Here is an 18993-nt window from a genome sequence, read left to right on the forward strand (position 1 = left end):
TAGAATAAAAAGAGATGTCAGGCGATTTTGGATATTCATCAAGGGAGTGAGGTGAACGTTTTGATTGAGAGTCCGTTTCTTCACCAGCGAAATGCCAAATTAGGCGAGCCTTCCCATATATCCCCCATCCGTGTCTTATTAGCAGATTCTAGTGATATTTATCTGAATAGATATAAAAATATATTTTCTTATTATCCTGAGTTGCAAATTGTAGCATCTTGTGTAGATGGATCAGAGGTAGCGCATGTATGTGAAACTCTTACACCACAAGTCGTTGTGATGGATCTATATCTTCCTAGAATGGATGCAGTGGAGGTAACGTATCACATTAATCGAGTGACTCCTCAAACAAAAGTCCTCATCCTGACAGATCAAGCAGATCAGTATGCAGTGGAAGCCATCCGTAATGGAGCGACTGGCTATCTATTAAAGGGAATGGAACCGCAACAACTCATCGAGGCCTTAAGAGTGATTGTCTGTGGTGGCACCTATATACATCCAGTATTGATAGGCAGGATGGCGAGTGAACTTCGGAGATTAAGCCGGCAAGAAGGTGCTTTTAGTCGAATTCATACTTCGTATCATATAGTGAATTGGCAAGAGATTCTAACCAATCGCGAGATGGAGGTTTTACGCCTGCTGTCACAAGGAAAAAATAACAGGGCGATTGGAGAGCATTTATTTATTAGTGAGAAGACCGTTAAGAATCATGTAAGCAAAATCTTATATAAATTAGATGTCCAAGATCGTACACAAGCTGTATTGCTTGCTATCAAATACGGATGGGTTCAATTAATATAGAAATCCAGTTGAGATGGGAAAAGGGGGTTTGTGATTATGATGGTGTGGGTTTGTTTAGCAGGGGTGATTACCTATTTTGTCGTCTGGATGTTAGTCAAGAGATCCAATTGGCTATACGGAAGTTATTATCATAATAAAGCATCGCACTTGGTCGTCATTGCAGATAATACAGAACAGCAATTAGAATGGTGGATTCGATCTTACTATACGAATCGTCGTATTTCAGGGAGTCATGGAAAGGTGAGCTGCCTGTTAATTGGCCACACAGAAGAGGCAGATCGATTACTGGAGAAGCTAAATCGTAGATACGTGGAATTGGAGTTTATTCATATGCCATCTGATGATGGAGCTGTCGAACGATGGATGAAAGCCAATCAGAAGGTTGGCGAGCGATTTATTGTGATGGATCTACGAGTTTCGTATGAAGAGGATACAGATAAAGGAAAGTGGTCAGCATCGTAATATCACCAGACTCCGTGTGCGTGTCTGGTTTTTTTATTGGGTGTGGGGTGATGTGATCGGTGAACATGAAACAGGAAAGCGAGTATGTTTATTCATTTTGGGAAGGACGTTTGCTACTAGATCAGGAAGTGGAACGATTTCGAACGCTCCATTTTCCTCAAAAATCGGAGGATGAGTGGCAGGAAATGATTCAGCAATGGAGAGAGAAAAATTGGCTTTCTGTGTTTCCCGCTATTCAGCGTCGGAGCGGGAGATGGAAGTGTCTTCGTTGCGGTGCAGATCAAGAGCTTATCTTCTTCACTCCTTGTGGGAGGTGTGAACGAGACACTTGTGCTAGCTGCAAACATTGTCTACTACTCGGACGAGCAAGGAGTTGTCATCAATTGTACCAGTTTGTTCGAGAGGAGCCGGACAGAGCGCCAATCCCTCGAATTGTAACGCCGCCTTCGATCCAATTAACGGCGAAGCAATTGGTCGCAGCGCAGAAGTTATCTGTTTATGTGAAGCAACAAGCGCCTACTGTCTTGTTTTGGGCTGTTACGGGAGCGGGTAAGACGGAGACGATGATCCCGGTGATCGAACTGTTGATTCGGCAAGGGAAGTCGGTACTATGGTGTACGCCTAGACAAGATGTGGTAAAGGAATTAGCCCCGCGGTTGAAAAGAATGTTTCCAGATGGGCTGGTTTCGGAACATTATGCAGGAAGCCCAGACGAATGGATGCTAAGCCCGCTGATGATTGCAACGGCACATCAGACGATTCGAATGGCTCACCTCTTTGATCTAGTCATCGTGGATGAAGCGGATGCTTTTCCGCTCGAGGGGAACCCGGCATTAGAATATTCGATCCAGAGATCCAAAAGAACGGGAGGTACGATGATTCTCTTAACTGCGACGCCGACGGATTCATGGATTCGTAAGATGAGAAAAGGGGAACTCCCTACCGTCCTACTACCATGTAGATTTCACGGCAAACCGATGCCGTGCCCGATTTGGAAAAGGGAGACGAATCTGTGGAGACAGATCAAATCTCATACGATGAACGGAACCATACAACGAATCTTAGGTGAGATTACGAGTACAGATGGACAAGCATTGTGGTTTGTGCCCCGTATAGAGGATGTAAAGGTAGTAGCAGAATGGTTAAAAAGAGGATTCCCACGTGATGAGGGAAAAGTGGATTTTGTCTCTAGTACAGATGAAAACCGAACGAGTAAAATTTTGCGATTTCGGAATGGAAGTATTCTTCATCTCGTAACGACTACTATTTTAGAACGTGGTATTACCGTTCCACAATGTAACGTGATCGTACTACGTGCAGATCATTTCGTATATGATCGGGCTTCTTTAGTCCAAATTGCAGGGAGGGTTGGAAGAAGTTTGCAGTACCAAGCAGGAAAAGTGTGGTTTTTATCCAATCATAAAACAGAACCTATTTGCCAAGCGATTCGGGAGATACAACTCTTAAATCGAGAGGCATGCAAGGAGTTTGGCGGATGAGGAGTTGGTGGTCGAAATTATTGGGTGATTCGTCTGCATCTTGTTGGTTTTGTCAGTCTCCTCGTCCTAGGGTGATAGGCAATCCTATTTGGGAACAGTTATGTGCAGGTTGTACGGAGAAACGCAAGATTTTAGCATACCCACAGTGCAAGATTTGTGGGAAACCGAATTCGATTGACGATTCCTTTTGCTACGATTGCTTGCGGACTCCTGAGTTTGAAAGAGTTGTAAATATGAGTTGTGTCGAGTATAACCATTGGGCGCGCTTAGTTGTTCAGCAATGGAAGTATCGGGGGGATGAGCGACTATCGAGACCGATGGGGCTTTGGATGGCTTCGTTAATCAAGCAACATTTTTTACATAGGGATCGCTTTTTGATTACATATGTTCCCTGCCATCGCAAGAGAGTATATGAGCGTGGGTTTGATCAAGCAAAACAGCTAGCTCATATTATCGGTGCACAATTACATGTTCCTGTAGTAGATTTATTAGTTCGAGAGATTTATCAAGATCAGCCCCAAAGCAAGCGAAGTCGAGATCAAAGACTTCAAGCACTCGTAGGTACTTTTTCATACCAAGGAAAACAGTTGGATTCAATAGGTCAATCTGTTCTTTTAGTCGATGATGTGTATACAACTGGATCAACCGTAAGAGAGTGCGCAAAGCTCTTACGAAAGGCTCATTTTCACCCTGTTGCGTGTACATTTGCAAGGGCGAATTCCGAATATGTATAAAGCGAGTGGGTTTTGGAAAGACAGATGAATAAGAAAAAATGAGGAGAGTGTAAGGTATGAATAAATCAGAATTAGTGGAACGTGTAGCAGAGTCTACTGGAAAATCAAAAAAAGAAGCAAGTGCTGTAGTAGATTCTGTGCTACAAGCGATTGCTGAGGCTCTTGTTAGTGGAGATAAAGTGACATTGGTAGGTTTTGGTAATTTTGAGGTGAAAGAACGTGCCGCTCGTATGGGGCGTAATCCACAGACTGGTGAAGAGATTCAGATTGAAGCAAGCAAGGTACCTGCTTTTAAACCAGGCAAACAACTAAAAGATGCAGTAAATGTATAGTTTGGTCCATAAGACACTTCCTCGCGGGGGTGCCTTATTTTTTTGCAATGGAAATAAGGCACTTCCTCTAGGGAAGTGAACAGTTGAAGAAGGAAAAGAAATCGCCTGATAGCGTAGACATCAGGCGACAGAAATATTTGAATAACCGAATCGATAGATTCAATCCCTAAACATTAGACTAATCGAACGATACTAAGGGTAACAGATCCACCCGTTGGGCCCGGCGGAAAAGTAAGTGCTTGACCCCCTTGATTTACAAGAGTAAGGGTTTGCGGACCAGGACCCGTTGTTGATCGTATGATGCTTCCACCAAACGTTATAAGTTGGTTGGGGGCGTTATTTCTCTGAAATAGCATAATTTGAGTGCCATTCAGCCGTAGAGAAATTGACATATTAGCACCTGATTGAGCAATATTTTGTACTGAGATTAAATACGTTTGATTTGTCCCTAATCCAATCGTGGAAGAAGGTGCAGTAAACGTAATATCAGTGCCACTTTTTTCCGCTTCGGTATCAAATGTTACAGCAGCACCAGCTGCAACAGATGTTGCTCCAAGGTATTGGATGGTAGCATTATTTGCTACAGTGGACGGTCCCGAAGGTCCTGTAGTTCCCGAAGGTCCCGAAGGTCCTTGAGGTCCCGTGCCGCCTTGAGGTCCCGTAGGTCCTTGAGGTCCCGTACCGCCTTGAGGCCCCGTACCGCCTTGAGGCCCAATGCCGCCTTGAGGTCCCGTGCCGCCTTGAGGTCCCGTATCGCCTTGAGGTCCCGTAGTCCCGGTAGGTCCCGAAGGTCCTTGAGGTCCCGTGCCGCCTTGAGGTCCCGTGCCGCCTTGAGGTCCCGTATCGCCTTGAGGTCCCGTGCCACCTTGAGGTCCCGTGCCACCTTGAGGTCCCGTATCGCCTTGAGGTCCAATGCCGCCTTGAGGTCCCGTGCCACCTTGAGGTCCCGTATCGCCTTGAGGTCCTATACCGCCTTGAGGTCCCGTACCGCCTTGAGGTCCTGTATCGCCTTGAGGTCCTATACCGCCTTGAGGTCCAGTAGCCCCGGTAGTTCCCGAAGGTCCTTGAGGTCCAATGCCGCCTTGAGGTCCTGGAGGTCCAGACGGTCCCGTGTCGCCTGTAGCTCCTGTAGTTCCCGTCGGCCCGGTAGCGCCTGTAGGAACTTCTAGCCTTACATTGGCAGAACCAGGTGTTACCGAAACTTCTAACGTATCGGATAGAATGTTTAGTGTATCCCCGAAATCAAGTGGAACAGCTCCGTCTGCGCCTGAATTCCCTTGAACCTGGAATAAGAAACCGCCTGTAGCAAAAATTCCCGTGATGCCTTGAGGTCCTTGAGGTCCTTGAGGCCCTGTGGTTCCTGTGGCTCCAGTCGGTCCAGTCGGTCCAGGAGGTCCTCCGGTTGCTCCTGTGGCTCCCAGTGGTCCTTGAGGTCCGAGTGGTCCTACTGTAACATCTGTATCTAACACGTTTTCTAGCTTCTGGTTTAAAATCCATTCTTTCTTTCCGATTATATTGATCGTGTCACGAACACTTTCATTGATGGTAAGTAAGTCGTTGATGGAGGGTTGAAAGGTTGTTGACACTCCGGGTAGAGTTCCTAGAACATATTGGAGCTTTTCGCCCTCGGCATTAATAATGTGACTTAGACCTAGCTCTTCTAACGCAATCGATGATAGTAATAAATTTACTGCATCTTCTCTCGTAATGCTTATATTAGGTGATATATTAGGTATATTTGCTTGAGACATAGTATACCTCCTTTAAAATGATTCCTACTATATCTATGATTGATTCTTAGATTTGAACTAATGCATTTACCCTGTCGCGCTGTATACCCATATTAAAAATCTCTATTTCTCTGTGTGTGAGTTTTAGCCAAATCCAGGTTAGAACAGGATTCGTAGAAAAGCTGGTGTTCACCTATTCAGGGTGTTAGTCCAGAAGGAGAAAAAGTCCGTCGTTATCAGAAGAAAACAGTCCTTGATATATTGGTTTATGGATGGTATAAGGTTGCTGAAATGTTTCTTTTTTTCAAAATTGTTGAACACATATTTATGTATTCTTCTTTCTTAATTTAATAGGCATACAACACAACCGGATAAATGCATTAGTTCAAATCTAAAAATCAATCATATATATAGTAGGAATCAGTTTAGTAGGAATTGTTTATAAGGAGGTATACTATGTCTCAAGCAAATATACCTAATATATCACCTAATATAAGCATTACAAGAGAAGATGCACTGAATCTTCTATTATCATCGATCGCATTAGAAGAGCTAGGGCTAAGTCACATTATTAATGCCGAGGGTGAAAAGATTCAATATGTTCTAGGAACTCTCCCTGGAGTGTCAACCATCTTTCAACCCACCATTAGCGATTTACTTACGATCAACAACAGTGTTCGCGACACGATTAATGTGATCGGACAGAAAGAATGGATTTTAAACGAGAAGTTAACCAATGTGTTAGGTACAGCCATTGCGAGGGGACCAACGGGACCCCAGGGGTCATTCGGACCGACAGGCTCATCAGGAGGACCTCCTGGACCGCCGGGATCGATTGGAGCCCCAGGAGTCACAGGACCCCAAGGACCGACAGGATCTCAAGGACCGACAGGATCCTTTGTTACAGGTGATTTATTATTTTTTGTTCAAGGGAATACAGGCGCAGACGGAACTGTTCCACTCGGTTTCGGAGAAATACTAAACATTCTATCCGATACGTTAGAAGTTTCGGTAGCCCCTGGTTCTGTTAATGTAAGGCTAGAGATCCCTTCAAACCTTAACGACGGGTTTACAGGAGCTACAGGATCTAAAGGGACCACCGGACCCATAGGACCTATAGGACCCCAAGGTTTCACGGGACCCCAAGGTTTCACGGGACCCCAAGGTTTCACGGGACCCCAAGGTTTCACGGGACCCCAAGGTTTCACGGGACCCCAAGGTTTCACGGGACCCCAAGGCTTCACAGGACCCCAAGGTTTCACGGGACCCCAAGGGAACGGACTGACTGGACTTATAGGACCCCAAGGCTTCACGGGACCGCAAGGTTTCACGGGACCGCAAGGCTTCACGGGACCCCAAGGCTTCACAGGACCGCAAGGCTTCACGGGACCCCAAGGCTTCACAGGACCGCAAGGCTTCACAGGACCGCAAGGCTTCACGGGACCTATTGGGACTCAAGGCGCGACAGCAACGTTTGTTTTGAACAATTTTCTTACCATTCAATCATCAACACCTGTTGCAATTGGTGCTTCCTACAACTTTGATACCGTTGTAGAATCAAGTGGCACTGATATTACGTTTACTTCACCTTCTACTACTATTGGATTAGGGGCAAATCAAACGTATTTCATTGCAGTAGAATCTATTGTTTTTTCAACACAAAATATTCGTGTGTCGCTAGAATTGAATGGCACGCAAATTCAACACTACGCTGATCCACTTACAAATAGTTCTTTAACTTTATCTGGAAATATCATTATCCAAACGGGCCCTGGTCCTAATAACCTCACCCTTACAAACATAGGTACTGCAAGCCTTAGTGTTGGTGGACCAACTACTATGAGTATCGTCCGATTAGCCTAGAGCACATATTTATATTCTTCTGTCTTACTTGATCATTACGCTCATATAATCTAGTTCGCACAAGTTTTGGACAACGTATGACAGAGAGTATATACCCATGTTAACTTGACATGATGAAAGTTCTGGTGATATAGTTTAATCGCAAAGATGTAACTCTTCTGCAATATTTTTTAACCAAGAAGGAAGTGTTTTCATGCAAGGCAAAGTAAAATGGTTTAACGCTGATAAAGGCTATGGCTTCATCGAGCGCGAAGGCGGAGACGACGTATTCGTACATTTCACCGCAATTCAAACCGACGGATTCAAAACCCTTGAAGAAGGTCAAACAGTAGAATTCGAAATCGTTGATGGCCCACGTGGACCACAAGCGGCAAACGTAGTAAGAGCTTAATTGGCTTTTTCGAGGACTTCTTCAAGTCTAATACTAAGCTAGTCCACTCCCTATGCCTATTGGCTAGGGAGTTTTCTATTTATCTAGGGGAGGGCGTAGCAAATGAATCTTACATGGAAGAGAGCCTCTGAGTTGTCCGTCGATCAACTCCTCCAAGTGTGGAATCAAAGCTTTGAAGGCTATTTTGTAGATATGACGATGACGGCTAGTCAGTTAGAGGCTAGATTCGTACGCGATCAAATCTCGTTAGATCATTCGATCGTTGGTTATGCGAACTCGGAGCCGGTAGGGCTGGTACTAAATGCTCTTCAGATGATAAAAAGTCAGAAGATTTCATGGAATGGCGGTACTGCTGTTATGCCTAAATATCGGAATCAGAAGTTGGGGCATCTTTTTATGGAGCGGGTTTTAGAGATCTATCAGGAACAAGGTGTTCAGACTGCGTATTTAGAGGCATTTGCAGAAAATGCCCCCGCTATCCGGCTCTATGAGAAGATGGGCTATCAAGCAATAGATCGTCTTTGTTTCTACAGCTTGCGGACAGAGGGATCTTGGGCAGGGTCTATCCGGGGCTTACCGGATTGGATGGTTCGATCTGTGAGTCCAGAGGAAGTGAGTAAGCTTTCGTTTTATCAGCATTTTGCTCCTTGGCAAACACAGTGGGATCATATACCGGAAGCAAAAGGAATGATCCTTGAACATCCTGAGTACGGTCCCATTTCATATGCTCTTTATCGATTGACGAGAGAGGAAGAGAAAGCTCAAACGGTGGTGACTCTGTATCAAGTAGGATTTGCTACCGAATTCCAAATGAATCCTGAGGCAAATGAGCAATTGATTCATCATCTATTTGCCACACATCAGGATGCATTCTTACTGTATACAACCGTTAATTTATCAATGAAAAATCAAGTGTTCCTACATATGTTAGAGCAGTATGGTTTTGAAAAATCAATTGAACAAGTGTTTATGAAGAAAGACTTTCTTGGAACCAATTGATTGATTATCATCGTTTCCTTTTTTTCAAGCCTTATTGGGATAATTTAACTTCCTTTTTTCGTAAAGATTTAGGAGGAATTTTTTCTGTGAATGGGTAATAGATAGATATAAAGCGGAAGGAGGATTCAATTATGGATTATATCGTCCGTGGCAATAATGTTGTGGTGACAGATGCACTAAGAGAGTACGTCGAAAAGCGTTTAGCAAAACTGGAGCGTTACCTCATAAGTAATGATACTTCTGAGGCGCATGTATCGTTAACTGTACAAGGCAGCAAAGATCAACACAAGGTGGAAGTAACGATTCCGTTTCCAGGGTTACTTCTTCGAGCCGAAGATCAAGGTGAGGATATGTATGCATCGATTGATCTTGTGGTAGAGAAGCTAGAACGTCAGGTTCGTAAGTACAAAACCCGAATTCATCGCAAAGCCCGTCAGGAAGGTAGTCTCCGTTCGCAATATATGGAAGAAGCTTTAGCCGCTTACTCAGCTATCGCGGCAACAGCAGTGGAAGAAGAGTGGGATTCTAGTTCCCCCTCCGATGTCGAGATCGTCCGCACGAAGCGTTTTCAGTTTAAACCAATGGGGATGGACGAAGCCGTGTTACAAATGGACATGCTAAGTCATAACTTCTTTGTCTTTGAAAATGCTGAGACAGACGAGGTAAATGTGGTTTATCGCAGAAAAGATGGTAAGTATGGACTCATTACTCCAGAGTAAGATGCTGGAAAATGAATTGATGATATATGAATGAATGGTAAACAGACTAAAGGCTAATGGGGTTACTCATCAGCCTTTAGTCTGTTTTATGTCAGATTAGTCTGGATGGTTTAGAGTGGAATGGGTTCTGTGTTAAGATAGGCATCATACACTATGCCCTAGGTCGTTGGAGGAATGATGATGAAAGTCGTAACAGTGGTGGGAGCTCGTCCGCAATTTGTAAAAGCAGCTCCAGTATCACGAGCAATCCGTTCGCGTGGACAAGAAGTTCTTGTGCACACAGGACAACACTATGATCAATCGATGTCGGATATTTTCTTTGAAGAACTGCAAATTCCTCATCCTGAATACCATTTGCATGTCGGTTCCAAATCGCACGGTGCACAAACAGGAGAGATGTTAACAAGAGTTGAAGAAGTGTTGCTGAAAGAGAAACCTGACGCACTACTCGTATATGGAGATACCAATTCTACTCTTGCGGGAGCTCTTGCCGCGGCGAAACTACATATTCCAGTAGCACATGTAGAAGCGGGACTTAGAAGTTTTAACCGCCGCATGCCTGAAGAGGTAAACCGTGTACTAACGGACCATGTATCTCACTGGCTATTTTGTCCGACTGAGACGGCTGTGAGGCATTTATCCTCTGAAGGAGTGACCAAAGGAGTTTCTCTTGTTGGGGATGTCATGCTAGATGTGGTGAATTTTAATCGTACCTTAGCAGAGAAACGATCCCAGATACTAGATGAATGTCGGATTACGTCTAAATCGTATATTTTGGTTACCTTGCATCGTGCAGAAAATACTGATGATCCGGCTCGTCTAGGAGCGATCGTGTCCGCATTGAACGAGCTACCTATGACTACGATTCTCCCTCTACATCCGCGTACCGTTGGGAAGTTAGAGCAGTTCGGCTTACAGATTACGAACCCTAACGTGCGGGTGATTCCGCCTGTGGGTTACTTAGACATGTTGCAGTTAGAGGTGCATGCGAGTAAGATCCTAACCGATTCGGGTGGCGTACAGAAGGAAGCTTTTTTTGCACAAGTTCCTTGTATTACGATGCGCGATGAGACCGAGTGGACAGAGACAGTAGAGCTTGGAACCAATGTATTAGTTGGAGCCAATACTGCACAGATTCTTGAGATGGTGGAGCGGTTTACAGTCGATTTCTCAGAGGTGCCAGCCGCATTTGGAGATGGGACAACCGCTACACAGATCGTGGACATCTTAGAAAAAGAACTGTGATGAGAGATGAATGATTTTGTTATTACAAGGAAGTGTGAAGAGCGATGAAGATTTGGTTGGCTAATCACTATGCTGTTCCTCCAAATATTGCGGGGATTACTAGGCACTATGAGCTAGCAAAAGAATGGGCGGAAGAAGAGGGAGCAGAAGTGGATCTGTGGATGTCTCGCTTCGTCCATCCTCGCCGTAGTTGGGTAACAGAAGAAGAGAAACAGGCGATCCCTCCTGTAAAAGGGTTGCGCTTAAATTGGCTATGGTCGTTTCCGCATAAGGTAAACGATTTTCGTAGAATGATTAACATGGCAAGCTTTGCGGTCGTGTTTTTCTTGCAGGGTTTGTTTAAGAAGCGTCCAGACGTGTTGATTGCTTCCTCGCCACATCTCTTCCTCGCCTTTTCAGGGTGGATGTTAGCGGCAATCAAGCGCGTTCCGTTTGTGTTTGAAGTCCGGGATCTCTGGCCAGATTCCCTGATCAAGATGGGCGGGCTTACTAATAAACATATTATTCGAATCTTGACTTGGATGGAGAATCATCTGTATCGAAAAGCGGACCAGATTATCGTTCTTACCGATCATCAACGTACGTTTATCACGGATCGGGGAATTGATCCAAGCAAGATTGAACTGATTCCCAACGGAGTGGTACTCGGTTCATGGGAGCCTACACTGGAGACAAGAGATGAGTTCCGCAAGCGGATGGGAATTCCAGAAAATGAGTTTTTGGCTGTCTATACGGGGGCACATGGACCAGCAAACGCTTTGGAGTATGTAGTGCGCGCAGGACAATATCTGGAACCAGGAACGTCGATTGTACTGATCGGGGATGGTCCTGAAAAAGAGAAATTGGTTCGTCTTCGTGAGGAATTAGGATTAGCGAATGTTCATCTACTGGATCCTGTTGCGAAGTCAGAGATCTTTGATTACACGTATGCGGCCGATTGTGGAATCATTTCCCTAGCTGATAACGAAGTGTTTCGCGGTGCGCGTCCAAACAAATTATTTGACTATACGTTTTTAGGAAAACCTATTGTATCAACGGTAGATGGAGAAGTCCGCGAGATTGTGGAGAAGAATGAAGTGGGGATTTTTGCTGGTGCGGAAAATCCGGAAGGGCTAGCAGCCGCCATTGGCCAGGTACGGCAATATTCGGAAGAGAAAAAAGCGCAGATTGCCGCAAATGGTCTCGATTATATTGACCGTGAAGGAGATCGTAAGAAGCTTGCTCATGCGTTTTACTTGCGTTTGAAAAAATTGGTATCGAAAGAGAAGTAAGAGTTACCCATACAAGGGTCATGGTGGAAGATTCATAGAGAGAAAGGGGAGTTGAACGTTTTTCGGCATCTGTTCTCTCTATCGAATCATCCGGATGGTTTTCTTTCTGTTTTCTGTTTTGTTAAAGGATTAAAGTGAAAAACAGTATGTTATTTGATAGAATAAATAATAGTATGTTGAAAACGGTATGAGACTACCTCTTGGAGGGTGTTTAAATGATTAAAGCGCTGAAGAAGTTTTTAGATCCGACTGAACGACAATTGAAAAAGTATTTTCAGCTTGCTAAGCAGGTTGATGCGTTGGAAGAACAGATGATTGCATTAAGTGATGAAGCATTGCAAGCCAAAACGGGAGAATTCCAAAAACGTTACCAAGACGGGGAAACGTTAGATGACCTTTTGGTAGAAGCGTTTGCTGTTATGCGTGAAGCAGGAAAACGTGTGCTGGGCATGCGTCACTTTGAGGTGCAATTAATCGGTGGAATGGTGATTCACAACGGTGATATCGCAGAGATGAAGACGGGGGAAGGAAAAACCTTAGTGTCTACTCTACCTGCATATCTCAATGCGATTTCAGGCAAAGGCGTTCATATCATTACGGTGAACGATTACCTGGCCCAACGTGACAAAGAGTGGATGGGTCAAGTGTTTGAGTTCCTCGGGTTAACAGTTGGGCTCAATCTGCCATTTATGTCGCCAGAAGAGAAGCGAGAGGCTTATGCCGCTGATATCACATTTGGTACGAATAATGAGTTCGGCTTTGACTACCTGCGTGACAATATGGTAACGGATGTTGATAGTTTATCGCAACGCGAATTAAATTTCGCAATTGTCGATGAGGTTGACAGTATTTTAGTCGATGAAGCTCGAACTCCGCTTATTATTAGTGGGCAAGCAGCGAAAGCGACTGATTTGTACTATACTGCGGACCAGATTATCAAACGTCTACGCGATGAAGAAGATTATTCAATTGATATTAAGACGAAGCAAGTGGCATTAACGGATGATGGGGTTAAGAAAGTAGAGTCTTTCTTAGGTGTTGAAAATTTATTTGATATGAAGCACATTACCCTAAATCACCATGTGCAACAGGCATTAAAAGCCCATGTGATCATGAAGTGTGACCAAGATTATGTCGTTACCGAAGAGGGCGAAGTGGTCATCGTTGACGAATTCACAGGACGTTTGATGCAAGGTCGTCGTTATAGTGATGGTTTACATCAAGCGATCGAGGCGAAAGAGGGTCTAGAAGTACAGAGAGAGAGCATGACCCTAGCAACGATTACGCTACAAAACTATTTCCGGATGTACGATAAGTTGGGTGGCATGACGGGTACTGCGAAGACAGAGGAAGAGGAGTTCCGTAAGATTTACAACATGGATGTCTTACAAATTCCTACCAACCGTCCGATGATTCGTGACGATAAAAATGATGTACTCTATAAGACAGAAGAGGCGAAGTTCCGTGCCGTTGTGGAGGAAATCGCAGTAAGTCATCAAACAGGGCGACCTGTATTGGTGGGAACGGTATCGATTGAGAACTCCGAGAAGCTTTCTCGTCTTCTGAAGAAACGTGGCATCGCTCATCAAGTACTTAATGCGAAAAACCATGCTCAAGAGGCTGAGATTGTAGCACAAGCAGGTCAAATGGGCGCTGTTACGATTGCGACTAATATGGCTGGTCGTGGTACCGATATCAAGCTGGGCGAAGGTGTAGGCGAGTTAGGTGGCCTTCACATTATTGGTACAGAACGTCATGAAAGCCGTCGGATTGATAATCAGCTCCGTGGTCGTTCAGGTCGTCAGGGAGATCCAGGTACCTCTCAATTCTTCCTTTCGTTCTCTGATGATTTAATGCGTCGTTTCGGTTCTGAGCGAATCGAAGGCTTGATGGATCGTCTGGGCATGGATGAAGACCAACCGATTGAAGGTGGCATGTTTAGCCGTGCTGTAGAGAATGCACAGAAAAAGGTGGAAGGAAATAACTTCGATACACGTCGTTGGGTCTTGCAATACGACGATGTGATGAACCAACAACGGGGTATTATCTACACGCAACGGAAAGATATTTTAACTTCTACTGATCTGCAAGATGTCGTGCTTAACATGATTAAGGCTGATATTGAGCGGGTGGTTAGTATCCATACTGCCGATAGTGATGAGGATGAATGGGATCTAGATGCAATTGTCGACTATGCACATAGTAACTTGCTTCCAGATGACACATTGGATGATGACGATCTGGAGCATAAAACTCCACAAGAAATCATCGACATTCTCTCTGAAGAGGTAGAGAAGTTCTATCAGCAACGTGTGGAAGAGATCGGTCATGATCGTTTCCTAGAGTTTTCAAAGGTGGTAATCCTGCGCACAGTAGACCGCAAATGGATGGATCACATTGATGCGATGGAGCAATTGCGTCAAGGGATTCACCTTCGTGCCTATGGCCAAGATAATCCACTTCGTAGCTATCAAATGGAAGGCTTCGCCATGTTTGAAGCGCTCACAGCTGAGATCCAAGAAGAAGTGGCGAAGTATATGATGAAAACCGTCATCGAAGAAGATGAAGTCATTGAAGTAGAGCCAAACGAAATCGTCGTGAATGCTCAAGCCGTTTCGGGTGACGACACCGAACGCTCTAAAGAAGCCAAAAAGAAGCGCCCTGTCCGCAATATGGAAAAAACAGGACGTAACGACCTTTGCCCGTGTGGAAGCGGCAAAAAATACAAACAGTGCTGTATGAAAAAGTCACAGTAACTCATAACCAACAGGAGAAGGTAGCCCCACGTGCTACCTTTTTCTCCATCCTATTTGAATCGTGGGTTTCCTTACTCGTATACGTTATAATGGGAATACATGTCCCGGAACAATCTAGTATTGCTTAAGCACCAGCTCTAGAGCAAACTAAAAGAAACAACTATATACACGCATAAGAGGTGAGAGCTTTGGATCTATCAGAAATCAGACACGAGCTCCAGAATACAGCCAAGCGACTGGCGGACATTCGGGGGTCTCTTTGACTTAGACCAGAAAAAAGCAAGGCTACAAGAACTCGAAACACAAATGACAGACGCTACTTTTTGGAATGACCAACAGGCAGCTCAAAAAGTAATCGATGAGATGAAATCATTGAAGGAACAAGTGGAACAAATCACATCCCTCGATGAAGCACTTGAAGAGCAAAACATGATGTTAGAACTAATTATGGAAGAACAAGACGAAGACTTGCTAGAAGAACAGAAGAAAGCAGTGAAGCAACTTGTCAAAGATGTTGATGCCTTTGAGCTTCACATGATGCTGAGTGAGCCATATGACCGAAATTCAGCTATCTTAGAACTACATCCGGGCGCGGGTGGCACAGAGTCTCAGGACTGGGCTGAGATGTTGTTGCGTATGTATACCCGTTGGTCCGAACGAAATGGATATAAAGTGGAAACCCTTGATTATTTGCCTGGAGATGAGGCAGGAGTGAAAAGTGTTACCTTACTCATCAAAGGAGTAAACGCATACGGCTATCTAAAAGCGGAAAAGGGTGTGCATCGCTTAGTACGGATTAGTCCGTTCGACTCTTCTGGGCGTCGTCACACGTCCTTTGCTTCCTGTAACGTTATGCCTGAGGTAGATAATGATATTGAAATCGAGATTCGTACAGAAGATCTCAAGATTGACACCTACCGATCTAGTGGAGCAGGCGGGCAGCATGTAAATACAACGGACTCGGCTGTTCGGATCACACATATTCCTACCAACGTGGTGGTAACTTGTCAATCAGAACGCTCCCAAATTAAGAACCGTGAACGAGCGATGAAGATCTTGAAAGCGCGTTTGTATGAAAGACAGCTAGAAGAACAACAAAAAGAGATGAACGCCATAAAAGGGGAGCAAGCAGAGATTGGCTGGGGAAGCCAAATCCGTTCTTATGTATTCCACCCTTACAGCATGGTAAAAGATCATCGTACATTAGTAGAGATGGGGAATGTCCAAGCTGTTATGGATGGCGACATTACCTCCTTCATCGAAGGATACCTTCGTAGCAAAATGAAATAATGTTAACTTCATCAAAGCGACCGATTTACAATTCGGTCGCTTTGATTTCATTTCTTCCAGTGAAATGTTACAATATAGTAGGTTTGCGGTAGATAGACTAAGATGGATGAAAACATTTTCCAATTTTTATATTTTTATGAATGAATAGTTCGTTTTGTATAATCAAGGAGGAGAATATAGCTCTTTCTTGAACTAATTGAAAGAACCCTTGTTTGAAAGCGATGAATCAAGCATGATAGTTAAAGGCGGAGAAGGGTGGATTATATGATGGAAACATATAAACATTTATTGGTAGAGAAATCAGATGGAACGGTAATGGTCACCTTAAATCGTCCGAAAGTATTAAATGCACTTAATGTGGAGTTGTTAGAGGAGTTAGACCAGGTTGTTACTTGGATTCAGCAAGAAGAGTCAGTTCGTGCAGTCATTATAACAGGTGCGGGTGAGAAAGCGTTTGTAGCAGGAGCAGATATTACAGAGTTGCGTCAGATCGAGACATCGATTGAGGCAGAGCAGAAAGCGTTACGAGGACAAGCCATTTTCCAAAAAATAGAGGATCTAACCAAGCCGGTTATCATGGCAATTAATGGATTTGCTCTAGGTGGAGGTTGCGAACTTGCTATGTGTGGGGATATGATACTAGCATCAGATCAAGCTTCATTTGGACAACCAGAGATTAATCTAGGTGTTATCCCTGGCTATGGAGGCACGCAACGCCTTGCTCGCGCGATTGGACGTAATCATGCCAAATATCTCTGTATGACGGGAGACCGTATTTCTGCGCAAGAAGCGTATCAATTAGGGCTCGTACAGAAAGTTGTGCCTGCTGCCCAATTAATGGATGAAGCGAAACGTCTAGCTGACCAGTTGTCGAAACAGGCTCCGCTGGCACTTCATTTTATAAAGAAAGCCATTCATAATGGTGTGGAAGTAGACCTTAAGAATGGTTTGCGTATGGAGGCCTCCTATTTCGGACTCACTTTCCACTCGCAGGATCGGATGGAAGGAATGGATGCGTTTATCGAAAAACGTCGTCCTCATTTTAAAGGAAATTAATGATCAATGGAGGTTTCGTTATGTCTTTTCTTAACGGACCAATGCTTTGGGTTGGTCTTGGCGTAATCATAATTGTTATTATCGCGGGAGTTAGTATCATCATTGGGAAAAAACGTGCCAAGGAATTGGAAGAACTGAATCAATTTTTTCCAGAAGATGATCAATTCGAAACTTCAAGCATATCGGTGGAAAGAGTGCGTCGGAGTACCCGTAGACGTGAACGAAAACGCCAACAAGCACAGTACTTATCAGAGTCAGAGCAAGTGAACGAGGAACAGGAGGAATTTACCAACAAAGATCATGTAGCATCCTCGTTGATTGAACATAAACTAGTAAGGAAAAAAGAAGTAGAAAAAGCAGAATTTGGTCAACCATCTTCTTGGAGAAGCCGAAGAGAGCAACATTCACAAAACACTCTTCTGGAAGATGACAGGAACGAGAGTATGCAAAACGATCATCACGAGGAAGAGTTTCTAACGCAAACTCAACCATTTGCACGTCGCCGTTTTGCTAGGAAAGAACCTACTTCTGTCCATTCTGTTATCAAACCGGAGCAACTGGAGCCAGAGCAAGATCAATCCTCCTCCGCTCAATCCAAATCGGTTACGAGACGATTATATAAGCAAAACCTGTTAGGCATAGATTCGACTGAAGAAGATACAGGCTCGGCTACGCAGGTTCCGGTGGTAGAGGCAATGGAGACAGTGAAAATGGCCCCGGTTGTTCCAGAACGTCCTCAAAGTAAGGAACTAGGAGAGCCAAGTGCAACTCGGGAAAAAATGAACCCCGAAGGGTTTCAAGATAGAAAAAGAGTTAATAAGAAAAAACGTCTGTACTAATAGAATTTCTTGTTATGTTTTATAAGAATTACACATTGACAGCATTTCGACTGCTCGATTATGATGGAAGTAACAAATATTTTAATATGGACGTTTAAAGGGGAGTAGCTGTTACAACAAAGTCGTCATTACGGGAAGATTCCCCGGCTTTGTTGGCAACGTAACCGTTGTTAGCAAGACCTTTATCCTATTTGGATTTTTTCCATGTAGGGTAAAGGTCTTTTCTCGTGGTTACGTAATTTTGAATAAAAAAAAGGAGAAGGTTTATATGGATTTCTTTACAACTGAGTTTTTAACAGCACTTATTTCTATTGTGATCATTGACCTCGTATTAGCAGGGGATAATGCAATTGTCATTGGACTTGCAGCAAGAAACCTTCCAAAAGAGCAACAAAAAACGGTTATATTTTGGGGGACAGTAGGCGCAGTTGTCATGAGGGTTGTCGCGACATCAGCGGTAGTATGGTTGTTAAAAATTCCGGGGCTATTACTAGTCGGTGGCGTTCTGTTGTTATGGATTGCATACAAGTTATTAGTGGATGGAAAAGGTCATGAGATTGAAGCTAAGAAAACGGTATTTCAAGCCATTCAAACGATTATCATCGCAGATACGGTAATGGGCTTGGACAACGTATTAGCAGTAGCGGGTGTGGCTCACGGTAATTATCTACTCGTAGTATTAGGCTTAGTGATTAGTGTGCCGATTATTGTTTGGGGGAGCACTCTCTTCCTTCGTTTGATGGATCGATTCCCATGGATCCTGTATGTGGGTGCTGGTGTAGTAGCTTGGACAGCTGGTGGCATGCTTACAGGAGAGAAGTTTATGAAACCGTACTTCCCAGCAGGATCTCTGCTTAGCTATGGAGTTCAAGTATTAGCTGTGCTTGGCGTATTGGCTTGGGGATACCTCCAGAACCAGAAGAGTAAAAAAGAATCGGATGGGGTACAAACTTCATAATAGGTATAGGTTCGTTATTGTTTCATGAAGTTTACAGGGAGGTGCAAG

17 protein-coding genes are annotated in these 18993 nt (G+C 44.1%); 16 read left to right on the forward strand and 1 reads right to left on the reverse strand.

All coding sequences use genetic code 11. The features are described from left to right. Positions 1 to 27: 27 nt before the first annotated feature. The 5 genes from J2Z48_RS00285 (at position 28) to hbs (ending at position 3828) form a co-directional block, all read left to right on the forward strand. A complete protein-coding gene (locus tag J2Z48_RS00285; RefSeq protein ID WP_307249865.1) occupies positions 28 to 801 on the forward strand; it encodes a LuxR C-terminal-related transcriptional regulator in 774 nt (257 codons plus the stop codon). A 36-nt stretch (positions 802 to 837) separates the two neighbouring features. Then, positions 838 to 1263: a hypothetical protein gene (locus tag J2Z48_RS00290; protein WP_307249866.1), complete on the forward strand. Its 426-nt coding sequence runs from the start codon at positions 838 to 840 to the stop codon at positions 1261 to 1263. A 65-nt stretch (positions 1264 to 1328) separates the two neighbouring features. Then, complete coding sequence (locus tag J2Z48_RS00295) at positions 1329 to 2762, forward strand: helicase-related protein (RefSeq protein ID WP_307250398.1); 1434 nt, start codon at positions 1329 to 1331, stop codon at positions 2760 to 2762. After that, positions 2759 to 3496: a ComFC family protein gene (locus J2Z48_RS00300; protein ID WP_307249868.1), complete on the forward strand. Its 738-nt coding sequence runs from the start codon at positions 2759 to 2761 to the stop codon at positions 3494 to 3496. The genes J2Z48_RS00295 and J2Z48_RS00300 overlap by 4 nt, the downstream gene beginning before the upstream one ends. A gap of 56 nt (positions 3497 to 3552) precedes the next feature. Then, positions 3553 to 3828 (forward strand): non-specific DNA-binding protein Hbs, encoded by a 276-nt coding sequence (gene hbs, locus J2Z48_RS00305; protein WP_072331384.1) that lies wholly within the window; start codon positions 3553 to 3555, stop codon positions 3826 to 3828. Positions 3829 to 4001: 173 nt separating this feature from the next. Here hbs and J2Z48_RS00310 read toward each other — a convergent pair whose 3' ends face one another. Beyond that, the gene (locus J2Z48_RS00310; RefSeq protein ID WP_307249872.1) at positions 4002 to 5579 is read right to left on the reverse strand and encodes an alpha-helical endospore appendage domain-containing protein; all 1578 of its coding nucleotides are present in this window, start codon (positions 5577 to 5579) and stop codon (positions 4002 to 4004) included. A 435-nt stretch (positions 5580 to 6014) separates the two neighbouring features. Here J2Z48_RS00310 and J2Z48_RS00315 point away from each other — a divergent pair, with 435 nt between their 5' ends. The 11 genes from J2Z48_RS00315 to J2Z48_RS00365 all read left to right on the forward strand — a co-directional run bounded on the left by J2Z48_RS00315 (position 6015) and on the right by J2Z48_RS00365 (position 18945). Next, positions 6015 to 7421, forward strand: a complete 1407-nt coding sequence (locus J2Z48_RS00315) for an alpha-helical endospore appendage domain-containing protein (protein ID WP_307249874.1) — start codon at positions 6015 to 6017, stop codon at positions 7419 to 7421. Positions 7422 to 7614: 193 nt separating this feature from the next. Beyond that, positions 7615 to 7812 (forward strand): cold shock domain-containing protein, encoded by a 198-nt coding sequence (locus J2Z48_RS00320; protein WP_072331382.1) that lies wholly within the window; start codon positions 7615 to 7617, stop codon positions 7810 to 7812. A 102-nt stretch (positions 7813 to 7914) separates the two neighbouring features. Next, on the forward strand, positions 7915 to 8811 hold the full coding sequence (locus tag J2Z48_RS00325; protein WP_307249879.1) for a GNAT family N-acetyltransferase: 897 nt from the start codon (positions 7915 to 7917) through the stop codon (positions 8809 to 8811). 131 nt (positions 8812 to 8942) lie between these two features. Beyond that, entirely contained in the window at positions 8943 to 9530 is a 588-nt protein-coding gene (gene hpf, locus J2Z48_RS00330; RefSeq protein ID WP_307249881.1) for a ribosome hibernation-promoting factor, HPF/YfiA family, read from the forward strand. Positions 9531 to 9710: 180 nt separating this feature from the next. Next, entirely contained in the window at positions 9711 to 10775 is a 1065-nt protein-coding gene (gene wecB, locus J2Z48_RS00335) for a non-hydrolyzing UDP-N-acetylglucosamine 2-epimerase (protein WP_307249883.1), read from the forward strand. A gap of 44 nt (positions 10776 to 10819) precedes the next feature. Further along, the gene (locus tag J2Z48_RS00340) at positions 10820 to 12046 is read left to right on the forward strand and encodes a glycosyltransferase family 4 protein (RefSeq protein ID WP_307249885.1); all 1227 of its coding nucleotides are present in this window, start codon (positions 10820 to 10822) and stop codon (positions 12044 to 12046) included. A gap of 215 nt (positions 12047 to 12261) precedes the next feature. Continuing rightward, positions 12262 to 14802 carry a preprotein translocase subunit SecA gene (secA, locus tag J2Z48_RS00345; RefSeq protein WP_307249887.1) on the forward strand — a complete coding sequence of 847 codons (2541 nt, stop codon included), beginning with the start codon at positions 12262 to 12264 and terminating at the stop codon, positions 14800 to 14802. A gap of 188 nt (positions 14803 to 14990) precedes the next feature. Beyond that, a protein-coding gene (prfB, locus tag J2Z48_RS00350) for a peptide chain release factor 2 (protein ID WP_307249889.1) occupies positions 14991 to 16092 on the forward strand; the annotation gives its coding sequence in 2 pieces (ribosomal slippage) (positions 14991 to 15062 and positions 15064 to 16092; 1101 coding nt in all). A 264-nt stretch (positions 16093 to 16356) separates the two neighbouring features. After that, on the forward strand, positions 16357 to 17148 hold the full coding sequence (locus tag J2Z48_RS00355; RefSeq protein WP_307249891.1) for an enoyl-CoA hydratase/isomerase family protein: 792 nt from the start codon (positions 16357 to 16359) through the stop codon (positions 17146 to 17148). 20 nt (positions 17149 to 17168) lie between these two features. Further along, positions 17169 to 17987 carry a hypothetical protein gene (locus tag J2Z48_RS00360; protein ID WP_307249893.1) on the forward strand — a complete coding sequence of 273 codons (819 nt, stop codon included), beginning with the start codon at positions 17169 to 17171 and terminating at the stop codon, positions 17985 to 17987. Between the two features lie 268 nt (positions 17988 to 18255). After that, positions 18256 to 18945: a TerC family protein gene (locus J2Z48_RS00365; RefSeq protein ID WP_307249895.1), complete on the forward strand. Its 690-nt coding sequence runs from the start codon at positions 18256 to 18258 to the stop codon at positions 18943 to 18945. The last annotated feature ends 48 nt before the right edge of the window (positions 18946 to 18993 follow it).

This window comes from Croceifilum oryzae (assembly GCF_030814315.1).
Classification (GTDB): Bacteria; Bacillota; Bacilli; order Thermoactinomycetales; family Thermoactinomycetaceae; genus Baia; species Baia oryzae.